The sequence below is a fragment of the Aliihoeflea sp. 40Bstr573 genome, from assembly GCF_024105655.1.
Lineage (GTDB): Bacteria > Pseudomonadota > Alphaproteobacteria > Rhizobiales > Rhizobiaceae > Aliihoeflea.
In genome coordinates this window covers 506447-520815 of the sequence record NZ_JAAAMH010000001.1, presented here as the reverse complement: position 1 = coordinate 520815, position 14369 = coordinate 506447, and the positions used below count along the sequence as shown (strand labels likewise).

General features: G+C 62.2%; 27 protein-coding genes. All 27 read left to right on the top strand.

What is annotated here, in order from left to right; genetic code table 11:
• The first annotated feature begins 13 nt into the window (after positions 1–13).
• Positions 14–322 (top strand): 30S ribosomal protein S10, encoded by a 309-nt coding sequence (gene rpsJ / locus GTK01_RS02560; RefSeq protein ID WP_007066362.1) that lies wholly within the window; start codon positions 14–16, stop codon positions 320–322.
• 62 nt (positions 323–384) lie between these two features.
• The gene (gene rplC, locus GTK01_RS02555; protein ID WP_252924265.1) at positions 385–1107 is read left to right on the top strand and encodes a 50S ribosomal protein L3; all 723 of its coding nucleotides are present in this window, start codon (positions 385–387) and stop codon (positions 1105–1107) included.
• Positions 1107–1727 (top strand): 50S ribosomal protein L4, encoded by a 621-nt coding sequence (rplD, locus tag GTK01_RS02550; RefSeq protein ID WP_252924264.1) that lies wholly within the window; start codon positions 1107–1109, stop codon positions 1725–1727. Before rplC ends, rplD begins: the two co-directional genes overlap by 1 nt.
• Positions 1724–2017 carry a 50S ribosomal protein L23 gene (locus GTK01_RS02545; RefSeq protein ID WP_252924263.1) on the top strand — a complete coding sequence of 98 codons (294 nt, stop codon included), beginning with the start codon at positions 1724–1726 and terminating at the stop codon, positions 2015–2017. Before rplD ends, GTK01_RS02545 begins: the two co-directional genes overlap by 4 nt.
• 20 nt (positions 2018–2037) lie before the next feature.
• Positions 2038–2874, top strand: a complete 837-nt coding sequence (gene rplB, locus GTK01_RS02540; protein WP_252924262.1) for a 50S ribosomal protein L2 — start codon at positions 2038–2040, stop codon at positions 2872–2874.
• A gap of 15 nt (positions 2875–2889) precedes the next feature.
• Positions 2890–3168, top strand: coding sequence for a 30S ribosomal protein S19 (gene rpsS, locus GTK01_RS02535; protein ID WP_024585427.1), 279 nt, complete (start codon positions 2890–2892; stop codon positions 3166–3168).
• Between the two features lie 2 nt (positions 3169–3170).
• Positions 3171–3560, top strand: coding sequence for a 50S ribosomal protein L22 (gene rplV, locus GTK01_RS02530; RefSeq protein ID WP_252924261.1), 390 nt, complete (start codon positions 3171–3173; stop codon positions 3558–3560).
• Positions 3560–4267, top strand: coding sequence for a 30S ribosomal protein S3 (rpsC, locus tag GTK01_RS02525; protein ID WP_252924260.1), 708 nt, complete (start codon positions 3560–3562; stop codon positions 4265–4267). Before rplV ends, rpsC begins: the two co-directional genes overlap by 1 nt.
• Before the next feature lie 27 nt (positions 4268–4294).
• A complete protein-coding gene (rplP, locus tag GTK01_RS02520; protein WP_024585430.1) occupies positions 4295–4708 on the top strand; it encodes a 50S ribosomal protein L16 in 414 nt (137 codons plus the stop codon).
• A 13-nt stretch (positions 4709–4721) separates the two neighbouring features.
• Positions 4722–4922, top strand: coding sequence for a 50S ribosomal protein L29 (gene rpmC / locus GTK01_RS02515; RefSeq protein ID WP_252924259.1), 201 nt, complete (start codon positions 4722–4724; stop codon positions 4920–4922).
• 11 nt (positions 4923–4933) lie between these two features.
• Positions 4934–5188 (top strand): 30S ribosomal protein S17, encoded by a 255-nt coding sequence (gene rpsQ / locus GTK01_RS02510; protein WP_252924258.1) that lies wholly within the window; start codon positions 4934–4936, stop codon positions 5186–5188.
• Between the two features lie 70 nt (positions 5189–5258).
• Entirely contained in the window at positions 5259–5627 is a 369-nt protein-coding gene (gene rplN / locus GTK01_RS02505) for a 50S ribosomal protein L14 (protein ID WP_024585433.1), read from the top strand.
• Positions 5628–5639: 12 nt separating this feature from the next.
• Positions 5640–5951 (top strand): 50S ribosomal protein L24, encoded by a 312-nt coding sequence (gene rplX, locus GTK01_RS02500; RefSeq protein WP_024585434.1) that lies wholly within the window; start codon positions 5640–5642, stop codon positions 5949–5951.
• Positions 5944–6501, top strand: a complete 558-nt coding sequence (rplE, locus tag GTK01_RS02495; protein WP_252924257.1) for a 50S ribosomal protein L5 — start codon at positions 5944–5946, stop codon at positions 6499–6501. Before rplX ends, rplE begins: the two co-directional genes overlap by 8 nt.
• 27 nt (positions 6502–6528) lie before the next feature.
• Positions 6529–6834 carry a 30S ribosomal protein S14 gene (gene rpsN, locus GTK01_RS02490; protein ID WP_252924256.1) on the top strand — a complete coding sequence of 102 codons (306 nt, stop codon included), beginning with the start codon at positions 6529–6531 and terminating at the stop codon, positions 6832–6834.
• Positions 6835–6846: 12 nt separating this feature from the next.
• Complete coding sequence (rpsH, locus tag GTK01_RS02485) at positions 6847–7245, top strand: 30S ribosomal protein S8 (protein WP_252924255.1); 399 nt, start codon at positions 6847–6849, stop codon at positions 7243–7245.
• Positions 7246–7285: 40 nt separating this feature from the next.
• The gene (gene rplF / locus GTK01_RS02480; RefSeq protein ID WP_252924254.1) at positions 7286–7819 is read left to right on the top strand and encodes a 50S ribosomal protein L6; all 534 of its coding nucleotides are present in this window, start codon (positions 7286–7288) and stop codon (positions 7817–7819) included.
• An 87-nt stretch (positions 7820–7906) separates the two neighbouring features.
• Positions 7907–8266, top strand: a complete 360-nt coding sequence (gene rplR / locus GTK01_RS02475) for a 50S ribosomal protein L18 (protein ID WP_252924253.1) — start codon at positions 7907–7909, stop codon at positions 8264–8266.
• 71 nt (positions 8267–8337) lie between these two features.
• Positions 8338–8901 (top strand): 30S ribosomal protein S5, encoded by a 564-nt coding sequence (rpsE, locus tag GTK01_RS02470; RefSeq protein ID WP_024585440.1) that lies wholly within the window; start codon positions 8338–8340, stop codon positions 8899–8901.
• Between the two features lie 25 nt (positions 8902–8926).
• Positions 8927–9121, top strand: a complete 195-nt coding sequence (gene rpmD, locus GTK01_RS02465) for a 50S ribosomal protein L30 (RefSeq protein WP_024585441.1) — start codon at positions 8927–8929, stop codon at positions 9119–9121.
• A 15-nt stretch (positions 9122–9136) separates the two neighbouring features.
• Positions 9137–9610, top strand: a complete 474-nt coding sequence (gene rplO / locus GTK01_RS02460) for a 50S ribosomal protein L15 (RefSeq protein WP_252924252.1) — start codon at positions 9137–9139, stop codon at positions 9608–9610.
• Between the two features lie 171 nt (positions 9611–9781).
• Entirely contained in the window at positions 9782–11122 is a 1341-nt protein-coding gene (gene secY / locus GTK01_RS02455) for a preprotein translocase subunit SecY (RefSeq protein ID WP_252924251.1), read from the top strand.
• Entirely contained in the window at positions 11119–11706 is a 588-nt protein-coding gene (locus tag GTK01_RS02450; protein WP_252924250.1) for an adenylate kinase, read from the top strand. The genes secY and GTK01_RS02450 overlap by 4 nt, the downstream gene beginning before the upstream one ends.
• A gap of 186 nt (positions 11707–11892) precedes the next feature.
• Positions 11893–12261, top strand: a complete 369-nt coding sequence (gene rpsM, locus GTK01_RS02445; protein WP_252924249.1) for a 30S ribosomal protein S13 — start codon at positions 11893–11895, stop codon at positions 12259–12261.
• A gap of 108 nt (positions 12262–12369) precedes the next feature.
• Positions 12370–12759, top strand: a complete 390-nt coding sequence (gene rpsK, locus GTK01_RS02440) for a 30S ribosomal protein S11 (protein ID WP_252924248.1) — start codon at positions 12370–12372, stop codon at positions 12757–12759.
• A 99-nt stretch (positions 12760–12858) separates the two neighbouring features.
• Positions 12859–13869, top strand: a complete 1011-nt coding sequence (locus GTK01_RS02435; protein WP_024585447.1) for a DNA-directed RNA polymerase subunit alpha — start codon at positions 12859–12861, stop codon at positions 13867–13869.
• Positions 13870–13907: 38 nt separating this feature from the next.
• On the top strand, positions 13908–14339 hold the full coding sequence (rplQ, locus tag GTK01_RS02430; protein ID WP_252924247.1) for a 50S ribosomal protein L17: 432 nt from the start codon (positions 13908–13910) through the stop codon (positions 14337–14339).
• Positions 14340–14369 lie beyond the last annotated feature (30 nt).

Sequence of the window (14369 nt, the reverse complement as noted above, 5' to 3'; positions counted from 1 at the left end):
AAGGAAGAAACGCATGAACGGACAGAACATCCGCATCCGCCTCAAGGCGTTTGACCACCGTGTGCTGGATGCCTCGACGCGCGAGATCGTGTCGACGGCCAAACGCACCGGCGCCAACGTCCGTGGGCCCATTCCGCTTCCGACCCGTATCGAGAAGTTCACCGTCAACCGCTCGCCGCACATCGACAAGAAGAGCCGCGAGCAGTTCGAGATGCGCACCCACAAGCGTCTTCTCGATATCGTTGATCCGACCCCGCAGACCGTCGACGCGCTGATGAAGCTCGATCTGGCCGCCGGCGTGGATGTCGAGATCAAGCTCTAACGAGCAAGACACGAACCGGCCGGGCGCAAGCCCCAGGGTTCCTCTGAAGGAAGAACGAGACAATGCGTTCAGGTGTAATTGCACAGAAAGTCGGGATGACGCGCGTCTACAACGACGCAGGCGAGCATGTGCCGGTGACCGTTCTCCGTATGGAGAACTGCCAGGTCGTCGCCCAGCGCACCCAGGAAAAGAACGGCTACACTGCCGTGCAGCTCGGCGTTGGCCTTGCCAAGGTCAAGAACACGTCTAAGGCCATGCGCGGCCATTTCGCCGCCGCGAGCGTCGAGCCGAAGTCCCAGCTCGCGGAATTCCGCGTGTCGGAAGACAACATGCTCGACATCGGCGCCGAGATCACCGCGGAGCACTTTGTCGCCGGCCAGAAGGTCGACGTGACGGGTACCTCCGTGGGCAAGGGCTTCCAGGGTGTCATGAAGCGCCACAATTTCGGTGGCGGCCGTGCGACCCATGGTAACTCGGTTTCGCACCGCTCGCACGGTTCGACCGGCCAGCGCCAGGATCCGGGTAAGGTGTTCAAGGGCAAGAAGATGGCCGGTCACATGGGTTCGACCCGCGTGACGACCCAGAACCTGGAAATCGTGTCGACCGACGTCGATCGCGGCCTGATCCTGATCCGTGGCGCCGTTCCGGGCTCCAAGGGTGCTTGGATCGTCGTCCGCGATGCGGTGAAGTCGGCCATGCCGGACAACGCGCCGAAGCCGGCCGCGATCCGCGCTGCAAATAAGAGCCAGGCTTCCGAAGCGCCGGCTGCTGAAGGAGCCGAATGATGGATCTCAAGGTCACCACGCTCTCCGGCGACGACGCCGGCAAGCTGAAGCTCTCGGAAGAGATCTTCGGCCTCGAGCCCCGCGAAGACATTCTGCAGCGCGTTGTGCGCTGGCAGCTTGCCAAGAAGCAGCAGGGCACGCACAAGGCCAAGGGCCGCGCGGAAATCGCGCGCACCGGCGCCAAGATGTACAAGCAGAAGGGTACGGGCCGCGCCCGTCACTCCTCGGCTCGCGCTCCGCAGTTCCGCGGCGGCGGCAAGGCCCACGGCCCGGTCGTTCGCAGCCACGAGCACGACCTTCCCAAGAAGGTTCGCGCGCTTGGCCTTCGTCATGCGCTCTCGGCCAAGGCCAAGTCCTCCGACCTGATCATCGTCGATGATCTGGCGGTGAACGAGGCCAAGACCAAGCTGCTCGTCACCAATTTCGCCAAGCTCGGCTTGACGAATGCCTTGATGATCGGTGGCGCCGAGATCGACCAGAACTTCAAGCGTGCTGCGTCGAACATCGCCAATATCGACGTGCTGCCTGTCCAGGGCATCAACGTGTATGACATCCTGCGCCGTGGGAAGCTCGTGCTCTCCAAGGCCGCGATCGAAGCTCTCGAGGAGCGGTTCAAATGACGGATCTTCGCCACTACGACGTGATCGTCTCGCCGTCGATCACCGAGAAGTCGACCATGGCTTCGGAGAATAATCAGGTGGTTTTCAACGTCGCCCGCAAGGCGACGAAGACCGAAATCAAGGCCGCTATCGAGGCTCTGTTCGGCGTGAAGGTCACCGGTGTCAACACGCTCGTCCGCAAGGGCAAGGTGAAGCGGTTCCGCGGCACCATCGGGCGCACGTGTGACGTGAAGAAGGCGATCGTGACGCTGGCCGACGGACAGTCGATCGACGTCTCGACGGGCCTCTGAGCGACCGGAAGGACAGGAAAATGGCACTCAAGAAATTCAATCCGGTAACGCCAGGCACCCGCCAGCTGGTCATCGTCGACCGCTCGGGCCTCTACAAGGGCAAGCCCGTCAAGGGCCTGACCGAGGGCCTGAAGTCAGCCGGCGGCCGCAACAATGCCGGTCGTGTCACCGCCCGCTACCAGGGCGGCGGTCACAAGCGTACCTACCGAATCATCGACTTCAAGCGTCGCAAGCATGACGTGTCGGCGACGGTCGAGCGGATCGAGTACGATCCCAACCGCACCGCCTTCATCGCGCTGTTGAAGTACGAGGACGGCGAGCTGGCCTACATCCTGGCGCCGCAGCGCCTGGCCGTCGGCGACAAGGTCGTCGCGGGTACCAAGGCCATCGACGTCAAGCCGGGCAACGCAATGCCGCTCGGCGCGATGCCGGTGGGCACGATCGTGCACAATGTCGAGCTGAAGCCGGGCAAGGGCGGTCAGGTCGCTCGTTCGGCCGGGTCCTACGCCCAGCTCGTCGGCCGCGACCAGGGCATGGCGATCCTTCGCCTGAATTCGGGCGAGCAGCGCCTCGTCCACGGCTCGTGCATGGCGACTGTCGGTGCGGTCTCGAACCCGGACCACGGCAACATCAATCTCGGCAAGGCGGGCCGCTCGCGCTGGCTGGGCAAGCGTCCGCATGTTCGCGGCGTCGCGATGAACCCGGTCGACCACCCGCATGGCGGTGGTGAAGGCCGCACCTCGGGCGGCCGTCACCCGGTCACCCCGTGGGGCAAGCCGACCAAGGGCAAGAAGACGCGGTCCAACAAGTCGACCGACAAGTTCATCATGCGCTCGCGCCACGCGCGCAAGAGCTAAGGAAAGGGTGTCAACGTGACCCGTTCAGTTTGGAAAGGCCCGTTCGTCGACGGTTATCTGCTCAAGAAGGCGGATAAGGTTCGCGACGGCGGCCGCAACGAGGTGATCAAGATGTGGAGCCGCCGCTCCACCATCCTGCCGCAGTTCGTCGGCCTCACCTTTGGCGTATACAACGGCCAGAAGCATATTCCCGTCTCCGTGAACGAGGAAATGGTCGGCCACAAATTCGGTGAGTTCGCCCCGACCCGTACCTATTACGGCCATGGCGCGGACAAGAAGGCAAAGAGGAAGTAACGATGGGCAAGGCCAAGGCTCCGCGCAGGCTTGCTGACAACGAGGCACGCGCCGTTCTGCGCACCATTCGTGTCAGCCCGCAGAAGCTCAATCTCGTTGCTGCCATGATCCGCGGCAAGAAGGTGGGCACTGCGCTGAACGAACTCGAATTCTCGCGCAAGCGCATCGCCGAGACTGTCAGGAAGACGCTCGAATCCGCGATTGCGAACGCTGAGAACAATCACGACCTCGACGTCGATGCGCTGGTGGTTGCCGAGGCCTATGTCGGCAAGTCCATTGTCATGAAGCGCTTCCACGCTCGTGGCCGCGGCCGCGCATCTCGTATCGAGAAGCCATTCTCGCATCTGACGATCGTCGTTCGCGAAGTTGAAGAGAAAGTGGAGGCCGCCTGATGGGCCAGAAAATCAATCCGATCGGTCTGCGCCTCGGCATCAACCGCACCTGGGATTCGCGTTGGTACGCGAACACCGGCGAGTACGGCAAGCTCCTCCACGAGGACCTGAAGATCCGCTCCTACCTTGAGAAGGAGCTGAAGCAGGCTGCAGTCTCCAAGGTCGTGATCGAACGTCCGCACAAGAAGTGCCGCGTGACGATCCATGCGGCCCGTCCGGGACTCATCATCGGCAAGAAGGGCGCGGACATCGAGAAGCTTCGCAAGAAGCTGACCGAGATGACCAAGTCGGAGACGCACCTCAACATCGTCGAGGTTCGCAAGCCGGAAGTCGACGCCACGCTGATTGCCCAGTCGATCGCGCAGCAGCTCGAGCGCCGTGTGGCCTTCCGCCGCGCCATGAAGCGTGCCGTTCAGTCGGCGATGCGTCTTGGCGCCGAGGGCATCCGCATCAACTGCTCGGGCCGTCTCGGCGGCGCGGAGATCGCGCGCATGGAATGGTACCGCGAAGGTCGCGTTCCGCTGCACACACTGCGCGCCGATGTCGATTACGGCACGGCCGAGGCACAGACTGCATACGGCATCTGCGGTGTGAAGGTCTGGGTGTTCAAGGGCGAAATCCTCGAGCACGATCCGATGGCTTCGGAACGTCGCGCCATTGAAGGCGATGCGCAGGGCGGCTCGGGCCGTCGTCGCGAACACGCCTGAATGGCATAGCTATTTTGGAGAATTAGAATGCTGCAGCCAAAGCGCACGAAGTTCCGCAAGCAGTTCAAGGGCCGCATCCACGGCACCGCGAAGGGCGGAACGGACCTCAATTTCGGCGGGTTCGGTCTGAAGGCGCTTGAGCCGAACCGGGTCACCGCCCGTGAGATCGAAGCCGCTCGCCGTGCCATCACGCGTCAGATGAAGCGTCAGGGCCGGGTCTGGATCCGCGTGTTCCCGGATCTGCCGGTGACGTCGAAGCCGACCGAAGTCCGCATGGGCAAGGGCAAGGGCTCTGTCGATTACTGGGCGGCCCGCGTCAAGCCGGGTCGTGTCATGTTCGAGATCGACGGCGTGTCCGAAGAGATCGCCCGCGAGGCGCTCCGTCTCGGCGCTGCCAAGCTTTCGGTTCGCACGCGCTTCGTACAGCGCATCGCAGAGTAGGAAAGGGCTGATCATGAAGGCCGCTGATGTTCGGGCGAAGACGCTCGATGAGCTGAATGACGACCTGGCTGCGCTGAAGAAGGAGCAGTTCAACCTGCGCTTCCAGAAGGCGACCGGCCAGATCGAGAGAACCGCGCGCGTGAAGGAAGTCCGTCGGGACATCGCGCGCATCAAGACGATCGCTGCCGAGAAGTCGGCCGGCAAGAAGGCTTAAGGACGAAGAACATGCCAAAGCGCATCATGCAGGGCACGGTCGTCTCGGACAAGAACGACAAGACGGTCGTGGTCAAGATCGAGCGTCGCTTCACCCATCCGGTGATGAAGAAGACCGTTCGCCAGACCAAGAAGTACAAGGCGCATGACGAGAACAACGCCTGCAAGGTGGGCGATTTCGTTTTCATCCAGGAGTCGGCGCCGATCTCCAAGGACAAGAAGTGGGTCGTGATCGAAAATCCGTCCCAGTCGGCCTCGGCCGAGTAAGAACGAAACTTGATAAAGCCGGAGAGGGCGTATATGAGCCGCTCTCCTACGAATAAGAAGGCGGCCAGTCATGATTCAGATGCAAACAAACCTCGACGTGGCGGATAATTCCGGCGCACGTCGTGTCATGTGCATCAAGGTGCTGGGCGGCTCGAAGCGGAAGTATGCCTCCGTTGGCGACATCATCGTCGTCTCCGTGAAGGAAGCCATTCCGCGCGGCCGCGTTAAGAAGGGTGACGTGATGAAGGCGGTCGTGGTTCGCACAGCCAAGGACATCCGTCGTCCGGACGGCAGCGTGATCCGTTTCGACAAGAACGCAGCCGTTCTCGTCGACAACAAGAAAGAGCCGGTGGGCACTCGTATCTTCGGTCCCGTTCCGCGCGAGCTGCGCGCGAAGAACCACATGAAGATCATTTCGCTCGCACCGGAAGTGCTTTAAGGGGCCGGAAAGATGCAGAAGATTCGTAAGGGCGACAAGGTCGTCGTTCTGGCCGGCAAGGACAAGGGCCGTACCGGTGAAGTCGTGCAGGTGATGCCGAAGGAAGACAAGGCTGTCGTCCGTGGCGTCAACATGATCGCGCGCCACCAGAAGCAGTCCGCGTCGCAGGAAGGCGGCATCATCCGCAAGGAAGCCCCCCTCCATCTGTCCAATATCGCGATCGCCGACCCCAAGGACAACAAGCCGACCCGTGTCGGCTTCGATTTCCGCGACGGCAAGAAGGTCCGCATCGCCAAGCGCTCCGGAGAAGTGATCAATGGCTGACGCCAAGTACGAGCCGCGGCTCAAGAAGCTCTACAACGAGACGATCCGCAAGGCGCTCCAGGAAGAGTTCAACTACGCCAACGAGATGATGATCCCGCGTCTCGACAAGGTGGTCATCAACATGGGCGTCGGTGAAGCGACCGGCGATTCCAAGAAGCCTACGGTCGCCGCGGAAGATCTCGCGATGATCGCCGGCCAGAAGCCCGTCGTTACGCGTGCTCGCACGTCGATCGCCGGCTTCAAGGTGCGCGAAGGCATGCCGATCGGTGCGAAGGTGACCCTTCGCCAGGAGCGCATGTACGACTTCATCGATCGTCTGGTGACGATCGCGCTTCCGCGCGTTCGCGACTTTCGGGGCCTCAACCCCAAGAGCTTCGACGGCCGTGGCAACTTCGCCATGGGCGTGAAGGAGCACATCGTGTTCCCCGAGATCAACTACGACAAGGTCGATCAGATCTGGGGAATGGACATCATCGTTTGTACGACTGCCCGGTCGGATGACGAGGCACGAGCCCTGCTCAAGGCCTTGAACTTCCCGTTCCGCCAGTAACGGCAGCGAATAAAGGACATATCTGAAATGGCAAAGACCAGCTCAGTCGAGAAGAACCAGAAGCGCGCGAAGCTTGTGAAGCGTTACGCTAACAAGCGCGCCGAGCTGAAGGCGATCATCATGGACCAGGACCGTCCGATGGATGAGCGCTTCCGTGCGCAGCTCGAGCTCGCAGCCCTGCCGCGCAACTCGTCGAAGACGCGCGTGCGCAATCGCTGCGAAGTCACCGGCCGCCCGCGCGCATACTATCGCAAGCTCAAGATGAGCCGTATTGCCATGCGCGAGCTCGGCAACAACGGCCTCATCCCCGGCCTCGTCAAGTCAAGCTGGTAAGGAGGATATTCCATGTCCATGAGTGATCCTCTCGGCGATATGCTGACCCGCATCCGCAACGCGTACGGCCGCAAGAAGACCAAGGTCTCCACGCCCGCCTCGCGCCTTCGCGCCCGCGTTCTCGAAGTCCTGAAGTCCGAAGGCTACATTCGCGACTACGCCCAAGTCGACTACGACAACGGCAAGTCGGAGATCGAGATCGAGCTGAAGTACTATGAAGGCCAGCCGGTGATCCGCGAGATCGCCCGCGTGTCGAAGCCGGGCCGTCGCGTCTACGTGTCGGTCAAGTCGATCCCGCAGGTCGCCAACGGTCTCGGCATTGCCATTCTCTCCACGCCGAAGGGCGTCATGGCGGACCATCAGGCCCGCGAAGAGAACGTCGGCGGCGAGATTCTCTGCCAGATCTTCTGATCGGCCTCTCGAAACATTAGAAGAAGACGAGGACAACGACATGTCTCGTATCGGCAAGAAGCCTCTCTCCGTCCCGCAGGGCGTGACCGCGACCGTCGATGGCCGCACCGTCAGCGCCAAGGGCCCGAAGGGCGAACTGAAATACGTCGTCAACGACGAAGTCCTGGTCAAGCTCGAAGACGGCGCGATCCAGGTTTCTCCGCGCGACGAGTCCAAGGATGCTCGTTCCAAGTGGGGCATGTCCCGCACGCAGATCGAGAACATTCTGAACGGCGTCAAGAACGGTTTCGAGCGTAAGCTTGAGATCACCGGCGTCGGCTACCGCGCCGCCATGCAGGGCAAGAACCTGCAACTCGCTCTCGGTTTCAGCCACGACGTCGTCTACCAGACGCCGGAAGGCATCACGATCCAGGTCACCAAGCCGACCGAGATCGTGGTCAGCGGCATTGACAAGCAGCAGGTTGGTCAGGTAGCAGCCGAAATCCGTGAGTACCGTCCGCCGGAGCCCTACAAGGGCAAGGGCGTGCGCTATGCCGGCGAACGCATCGTTCGCAAGGAAGGCAAGAAGAAGTAACATTGAAACGCCACGGGGTGCGGTCGCGGGAAGCATTCGCTTACCGCACAGGGCCGGCCCCGTTTTTCAAGGCAGGAATTGAAAATTATGGCTTCCAAGGAATCCACTCTTAAGCGCGCTTCGCGCGTTCGCCGTCAGATCAAGAAGGTTGCGGGCGAGCGTCCGCGTCTTTCCGTCCACCGTTCGTCCAAGCACATCTACGTGCAGGTCATCGACGACGCGAAGGGTCACACGATCGCCTCGGCCTCGACGCTGGAGAAGGACCTCAAGGGTTCGCTCAAGACCGGTGCCGATTCGGCCGCTGCTGCTGCCATCGGTAAGCTCGTCGCCGAGCGGGCCGTCAAGGCCGGCGTCACGGATGTCGTGTTCGATCGCGGACCGTACATCTATCACGGCCGTGTCAAGGCGCTTGCCGATGCAGCCCGCGAAGGCGGCCTGAAGTTTTAACCGGGTCAGGGGCGGTTTTCCGCCCCGCCCTTTTTGCAACCCGTGCTTCCGGAAAAGAACAAGGATAGGATATGGCACAGGATCGTAGGGAAGGTGGTCGCGGACGCGATCGCGAAGAGCGCGATGACGGCTTCGTCGACAAGCTCGTTCACATCAACCGTGTCGCCAAGGTCGTCAAGGGTGGTCGCCGTTTCGGCTTCGCTGCTCTCGTCGTCGTCGGCGATCAGAAGGGCCGCGTCGGCTTCGGTCACGGCAAGGCGCGCGAAGTGCCGGAGGCTATTCGCAAGGCCACCGAGAGCGCCAAGCGCGACATGATCTTCGTGCCGCTGCGCGATGGCCGTACGCTGCACCATGACGTCAATGGTCGCCACGGCGCCGGCAAGGTTCTGCTGCGCACCGCCAAGGCCGGTACGGGCATCATCGCCGGTGGCCCGATGCGCGCCGTCTTCGAGACGCTCGGCATGCATGACGTCGTCGCCAAGTCGATGGGTTCGTCGAACCCCTACAACATGGTTCGCGCCACGTTCGATGCGCTGAAGCACCAGCTTCACCCGAAGGATGTCGCAGCCCAGCGCGGCATCAAGTACTCGACGCTTCAGGCGCGCCGCGGCGCTGCCGTGTCGTCCGAAGAGTAGTCGGGCACAGGGAAGGATTGGTTAGATGGCCAAGAAGGCAAAGACGCTGACGGTCGAGCAGATCGGTAGCCCAATTCGCCGTCCGGACGCGCAGCGCGCAACGCTCGTCGGTCTCGGACTGAACAAGATGCATCGTCGCCGCACCCTGGAGGATACCCCTTCGGTTCGCGGCATGATCGCCAAGGTGCAGCACCTCGTCCGCGTCGTGGACGAGGCGTAAGCAGGAGCGACAGACATGAAACTCAACGAACTTCGTGACGTCGACGGCGCAACGCATTCGCGCAAGCGCGTGGGTCGCGGCATCGGCTCCGGCAAGGGCAAGACCTCCGGCCGCGGCGTGAAGGGCCAGAGCTCGCGCTCGGGCGTCGCCATCAACGGCTTCGAGGGCGGCCAGATGCCGATCTATCGTCGCCTGCCGAAGCGCGGCTTCAAGAACCCGTTCACCAAGAGCTTCAACGAGATTTCGGTGGGCAAGGTTCAGGAGGCGATCGATTCGGGACGCCTGGATGGCAAGAAGGCCGTGACGATCGAAGCGCTTGTCGAGGCCCGCCTCATCCGTCGCGCCAAGGACGGTGTCCGCCTGCTGGGCTCGGGAGAGATCAGGTCGAAGGTTTCCTTCGATGTCGCCGGTGCTTCCAAGTCGGCGATCGAAAAGGTCGAGAAGGCCGGCGGTTCCGTCAAGGTGCCGGAAAAGGCCGCGGCCGAGTGATCCCGGCGCGCAACTGAAATACCCTAGCGGCGGCCTTCGAGCCGCCGCTTGCATATTGTCGGGCGTGGCCTTATGTCGTGCCTTCCACGGCTTGAACCGACGGACTGTGCGTGACAGGTTTTCCGCGCGCCGGCTTTTCCTCGGCTGATCCGCCTGCGTTCGGAGAGACTAATGGCATCTGCAGCAGAACAACTTGCCGCAAATCTGAATTTCGCGGCCTTCTCGAAGGCCGAAGACCTCAAGAAGCGTATCTGGTTCACGCTCGGCGCCCTCCTTGTCTACCGCCTCGGCACCTACATTCCGATGCCCGGCATCAATCCGGACGCATTCGCGCAGGCATTCCAGCAGCAGTCGGGTGGCGTGCTCGGCATGTTCAATATGTTCGCCGGCGGTGCCGTCGAGCGCATGGCCATCTTTGCGCTGGGCATCATGCCCTATATTTCCGCTTCCATCATCATGCAGCTCATGACGGCCGTCGTGCCCACGCTCGAGCAGCTAAAAAAAGAGGGCGAGCAGGGCCGCAAGGTCATCAACCAATACACGCGGTACGGCACGGTGCTCCTGGCGACGGTCCAGGCCTACGGCATTGCCGTCGGCCTTGAAGGCGGCGCGAATATCGTGACCGATCCGGGCTGGTTTTTCCGGGTTTCCGCCGTCATCACGCTCGTGGGCGGCACGATGTTCCTGATGTGGCTGGGCGAGCAGATCACGGCGCGTGGCCTCGGCAATGGCATTTCGCTGATCATCTTCGCCGGCATTGTCGCCGGCCTTCCCTCGGCGATTTCGGGAACGCTCGAGCTCGGCCGTACCGGCGCCCTGTCGACGGGCCTCATTCTCTTGATCCTGACTCTCGCCGTCGTTCTTATCGCGGTTATCGTCTTCTTCGAGCGGGCGCAGCGGCGGCTTTTGATCCAGTATCCGAAGCGACAGGTCGGCAACCGCATGTTCCAGGGCGATACCTCGCATCTGCCGCTGAAGCTCAACACGGCCGGCGTCATCCCTGCGATCTTCGCATCCTCGCTGCTGCTCCTGCCGGCAACGGCGGCGGGCTTTTCCGATACGACCAACCTGCCAGCCTGGGCGAATTCGATCCTGGCCGCGCTCGGCCACGGCCAGCCGCTCTACATGCTGCTCTATGCAGGCCTGATCGGGTTCTTTGCCTTCTTTTACACGGCCATCGTGTTCAATCCGAAGGACACGGCCGACCAGCTCAAGAAGCATTCCGGCTTCATTCCCGGCTATCGTCCCGGTGAGCGGACGGCCGAATATATCGACTATGTGCTGACTCGCATTACGCTGGTCGGCGCGATCTACCTGATCGTGGTCTGCCTGGTTCCAGAGTTCCTGATCTCGGCGACGGGCGTCCCGTTCTATCTCGGCGGAACGTCGCTGCTGATCGTCGTCAGTGTCACGCTGGACACGGTCGCTCAGATGCAGGGCCACCTCATTGCCCATCAGTATGAAGGGCTGATCAAGAAGTCTAAGCTCCGGGGGGGCAAGAGGGGACGATGAGACTGATACTGCTTGGACCGCCCGGGGCGGGCAAGGGAACACAGGCGCAGCGACTGGTCGAGCGTCACGGCATACCGCAGCTTTCCACAGGGGACATGCTGCGCGCCGCGGTTGCCAACGGCACCGAGATTGGCAAGCGGGCGAAGGCGATCATGGATGCGGGCCAGCTCGTTTCCGACGCCATCGTCAACCAGATCGTCTCCGACCGGATCGACGAGGCTGATTGCCGCAAGGGCTTCATCCTCGACGGCTTTCCGCGCACGGTTGCGCAGGCCGAAGCGCTGACGGAGATGCTGGCGCAGAAGGGTCAGAAGCTCGATGCGGTCATCGAGCTCAAGGTCGATGAGGCGGCGCTTGTCGAGCGCATGAAGAAGCGGGTCGCCGACACCGTCGCCGCCGGGGGGTCGGTCCGCGGCGACGACAATCCCGAATCCTTTGCCAAGCGCCTCGATGAATATCGCCAGAAGACGGCACCGCTGTCGGCGTACTACCGCGAGACGGGCGAACTTGTGACGATCGACGGCATGCAGGACATGGATACCGTCACCGCCGAGATCGAGGAGATTCTCGCAAAGGCGAACTGAGAGCGGACGGGGTTGACCCGACTGGCAAGTTGCCCTATAGCGGCGCGTCTCCCAATTCGTGAACGGGGCGCGCTGCTTTGGTGCTGGCGCCCCTCATGGCGCAGGAAAACACCCGCATGGGCCGGCCTCCACCGGACGCGGGCATAACAGAAACGTCGGCAAAGCCGGCACCAGATGGAGAAGAAGATGGCCCGTATAGCTGGCGTCAACATTCCGACCAACAAGCGCGTGATCATCGCGCTGCAGTACATTCACGGCATTGGCGCGAAGTTCGCGTCCGAGATCGTCGAGAAGGTCGGCATTCCGCTCGACCGTCGCGTCAACCAGCTGACCGACGCCGAAGTGCTGCAGATTCGCGAGACGATCGACCGCGACTACAAGGTCGAGGGTGACCTGCGTCGCGAAGTTTCCATGAACATCAAGCGCCTGATGGACCTTGGCTGCTACCGCGGCCTGCGTCACCGTCGGTCGCTGCCGGTTCGCGGTCAGCGCACGCACACCAATGCCCGCACCCGCAAGGGGCCTGCCAAGGCAATCGCCGGCAAGAAGAAGTAATTTCGGCAATCGGGCTTCGGCAATCGGACATTCGATTGCCGATGACCCAATGCCGCAAGGTGGAGCCGCTGGCATTACGGCGGCGAAGAGATCATCGAAAGGAAGACCATGGCCAAGGAAGCCGCACGCGTCCGCCGTCGCGAACGCAAGAACATCTCGACGGGCATCGCGCACGTCAACTCGACCTTCAACAACACCATGATCACCATCACTGACGCACAGGGCAATGCCATTGCCTGGTCGTCGGCTGGTGCCCAGGGCTTCAAGGGCTCGCGCAAGTCGACGCCGTTCGCCGCGCAGGTTGCCGCCGAAGATTGCGCCAAGAAGGCGCAGGAACATGGCATGCGCACGCTCGAGGTGGAGGTCTGCGGACCGGGCTCGGGTCGTGAATCGGCACTTCGCGCGCTGCAGGCCGCGGGCTTCATGATCACGTCGATCCGCGACGTGACGCCGATCCCGCACAATGGCTGCCGCCCGCGCAAGAAGCGCCGCGTCTAATTCGTCATCATCGCATGAGCGCCGTCCGCGGCGCTCCTCTGCGTTTTCCAGATTGCCCGGCACGATAGGATGGTGTCGGGGAAACGGAAGGAAACCGGAATGATCCAGAAAAACTGGCAGGAACTCATCAAGCCGAACAAGGTCGAGTTCAAGTCCAAGGGCCGCACCATGACCACGCTCGTCGCCGAGCCGCTGGAGCGTGGTTTCGGCCTGACACTCGGCAACGCGCTTCGCCGCGTGCTGCTGTCGTCGCTTCGTGGTGCGGCCGTCACGGCCGTCCAGATCGACGGCGTGCTGCATGAATTCTCGTCGATCGCTGGCGTTCGCGAGGACGTGACCGACATCGTTCTCAACATCAAGGAAATCGCCATCCGCATGGAAGGCGAGGGTCCCAAGCGCATGGTCGTGCGCAAGCAGGGTCCGGGCGTCGTCGTCGCCGGCGATATCCAGACCGTGGGTGATGTCGAGATCCTGAACCCCGACCACGTGATCTGCACGCTCGACGAGGGCGCGGAGATCCGCATGGAGTTCACGGTCGACGCGGGCAAGGGCTACGTGCCCGCCGAGCGCAACCGCGCCGAAGACGCGCCGATCGGGCTCATCCCCGTCGACAGCCTCTACTCGCCGGTCCGCAAGGTGTCGTACAAGGTCGAGAACACCCGCGAGGGCCAGGTTCTCGACTATGACAAGCTCACCATGCAGCTCGAGACGGACGGTTCGATTTCCGGCGAGGACGCCGTGGCTTTCGCCGCGCGCATCCTCCAGGATCAGCTCGGCCTCTTCGTCAATTTCGAGGAGCCGCAGAAGGAAGTCGCTTCGGAGCAGGTCACCGAACTTGCGTTCAACCCGGCGCTGCTCAAGAAGGTCGACGAGCTGGAGCTTTCGGTCCGCTCGGCGAACTGCCTGAAGAACGACAACATCGTCTATATTGGCGACCTGATCCAGAAGACGGAGGCGGAGATGCTCCGCACGCCGAATTTCGGACGCAAGTCGTTGAACGAGATCAAGGAAGTTCTCGCCTCGATGGGTCTCCATCTGGGCATGGAAGTGGCCGATTGGCCGCCGGAGAACATCGACGATCTCGCCAAGCGCTACGAAGATCAGTATTGAGGCTTGATGCCTCGCATCAAATGTGAAGGAGCAAGCTCATGCGCCACGGAAATTCCGGCCGTAAGCTGAACCGTACCGCCAGCCACCGCAAGGCCATGTTCGCCAACATGGCTGCGTCCCTCATCGAGCACGAACAGATCGTGACGACCTTGCCGAAGGCGAAGGAGCTTCGTCCGATCGTGGAGAAGCTTGTCACGCTCGGCAAGCGCGGCGACCTGCACGCTCGTCGCCAGGTCGTCTCGTCGACCCGTTCGGAAGCCGCGGCCAAGCGTCTCTTCGACGATATCGCCCCGCGCTATGCCGACCGTCATGGCGGCTATCTGCGCATCATGAAGGCCGGCTTCCGCCACGGCGACAACGCCGCCATGGCCGTCATCGAATTCGTCGATCGCGACGTTGATGCCAAGGGCGCCGCCGACCGCGTTCGCCTCGAGGCTGAAGAAGCAAACCGCGAGAGCGAAGCCGCATAAGCGGCTGGCACCGAGTGCAAAATACGAAAG

Excerpts from the sequence above, each read along its gene's own strand:
- rplN (WP_024585433.1), top strand. The coding sequence starts at position 5,259 with ATGATTCAGATGCAAACAAACCTCGACGTGGCGGATAATTCCGGCGCA.
- rpsK (WP_252924248.1), top strand. The coding sequence starts at position 12,370 with ATGGCCAAGGAAGCCGCACGCGTCCGCCGTCGCGAACGCAAGAACATC.
- rpsC (WP_252924260.1), top strand. The coding sequence starts at position 3,560 with ATGGGCCAGAAAATCAATCCGATCGGTCTGCGCCTCGGCATCAACCGC.
- rpsN (WP_252924256.1), top strand. The coding sequence starts at position 6,529 with ATGGCAAAGACCAGCTCAGTCGAGAAGAACCAGAAGCGCGCGAAGCTT.
- GTK01_RS02545 (WP_252924263.1), top strand. The coding sequence starts at position 1,724 with ATGACGGATCTTCGCCACTACGACGTGATCGTCTCGCCGTCGATCACC.
- rpsM (WP_252924249.1), top strand. The coding sequence starts at position 11,893 with ATGGCCCGTATAGCTGGCGTCAACATTCCGACCAACAAGCGCGTGATC.
- rplP (WP_024585430.1), top strand. The coding sequence starts at position 4,295 with ATGCTGCAGCCAAAGCGCACGAAGTTCCGCAAGCAGTTCAAGGGCCGC.
- rpsJ (WP_007066362.1), top strand. The coding sequence starts at position 14 with ATGAACGGACAGAACATCCGCATCCGCCTCAAGGCGTTTGACCACCGT.
- secY (WP_252924251.1), top strand. The coding sequence starts at position 9,782 with ATGGCATCTGCAGCAGAACAACTTGCCGCAAATCTGAATTTCGCGGCC.
- rplO (WP_252924252.1), top strand. The coding sequence starts at position 9,137 with ATGAAACTCAACGAACTTCGTGACGTCGACGGCGCAACGCATTCGCGC.
- rplE (WP_252924257.1), top strand. The coding sequence starts at position 5,944 with ATGGCTGACGCCAAGTACGAGCCGCGGCTCAAGAAGCTCTACAACGAG.
- rplV (WP_252924261.1), top strand. The coding sequence starts at position 3,171 with ATGGGCAAGGCCAAGGCTCCGCGCAGGCTTGCTGACAACGAGGCACGC.
- rplF (WP_252924254.1), top strand. The coding sequence starts at position 7,286 with ATGTCTCGTATCGGCAAGAAGCCTCTCTCCGTCCCGCAGGGCGTGACC.
- rpsH (WP_252924255.1), top strand. The coding sequence starts at position 6,847 with ATGTCCATGAGTGATCCTCTCGGCGATATGCTGACCCGCATCCGCAAC.
- rplB (WP_252924262.1), top strand. The coding sequence starts at position 2,038 with ATGGCACTCAAGAAATTCAATCCGGTAACGCCAGGCACCCGCCAGCTG.
- rpsE (WP_024585440.1), top strand. The coding sequence starts at position 8,338 with ATGGCACAGGATCGTAGGGAAGGTGGTCGCGGACGCGATCGCGAAGAG.
- rpmD (WP_024585441.1), top strand. The coding sequence starts at position 8,927 with ATGGCCAAGAAGGCAAAGACGCTGACGGTCGAGCAGATCGGTAGCCCA.
- GTK01_RS02450 (WP_252924250.1), top strand. The coding sequence starts at position 11,119 with ATGAGACTGATACTGCTTGGACCGCCCGGGGCGGGCAAGGGAACACAG.
- rplQ (WP_252924247.1), top strand. The coding sequence starts at position 13,908 with ATGCGCCACGGAAATTCCGGCCGTAAGCTGAACCGTACCGCCAGCCAC.
- rplD (WP_252924264.1), top strand. The coding sequence starts at position 1,107 with ATGGATCTCAAGGTCACCACGCTCTCCGGCGACGACGCCGGCAAGCTG.
- GTK01_RS02435 (WP_024585447.1), top strand. The coding sequence starts at position 12,859 with ATGATCCAGAAAAACTGGCAGGAACTCATCAAGCCGAACAAGGTCGAG.
- rplC (WP_252924265.1), top strand. The coding sequence starts at position 385 with ATGCGTTCAGGTGTAATTGCACAGAAAGTCGGGATGACGCGCGTCTAC.
- rpmC (WP_252924259.1), top strand. The coding sequence starts at position 4,722 with ATGAAGGCCGCTGATGTTCGGGCGAAGACGCTCGATGAGCTGAATGAC.
- rplX (WP_024585434.1), top strand. The coding sequence starts at position 5,640 with ATGCAGAAGATTCGTAAGGGCGACAAGGTCGTCGTTCTGGCCGGCAAG.
- rplR (WP_252924253.1), top strand. The coding sequence starts at position 7,907 with ATGGCTTCCAAGGAATCCACTCTTAAGCGCGCTTCGCGCGTTCGCCGT.
- rpsQ (WP_252924258.1), top strand. The coding sequence starts at position 4,934 with ATGCCAAAGCGCATCATGCAGGGCACGGTCGTCTCGGACAAGAACGAC.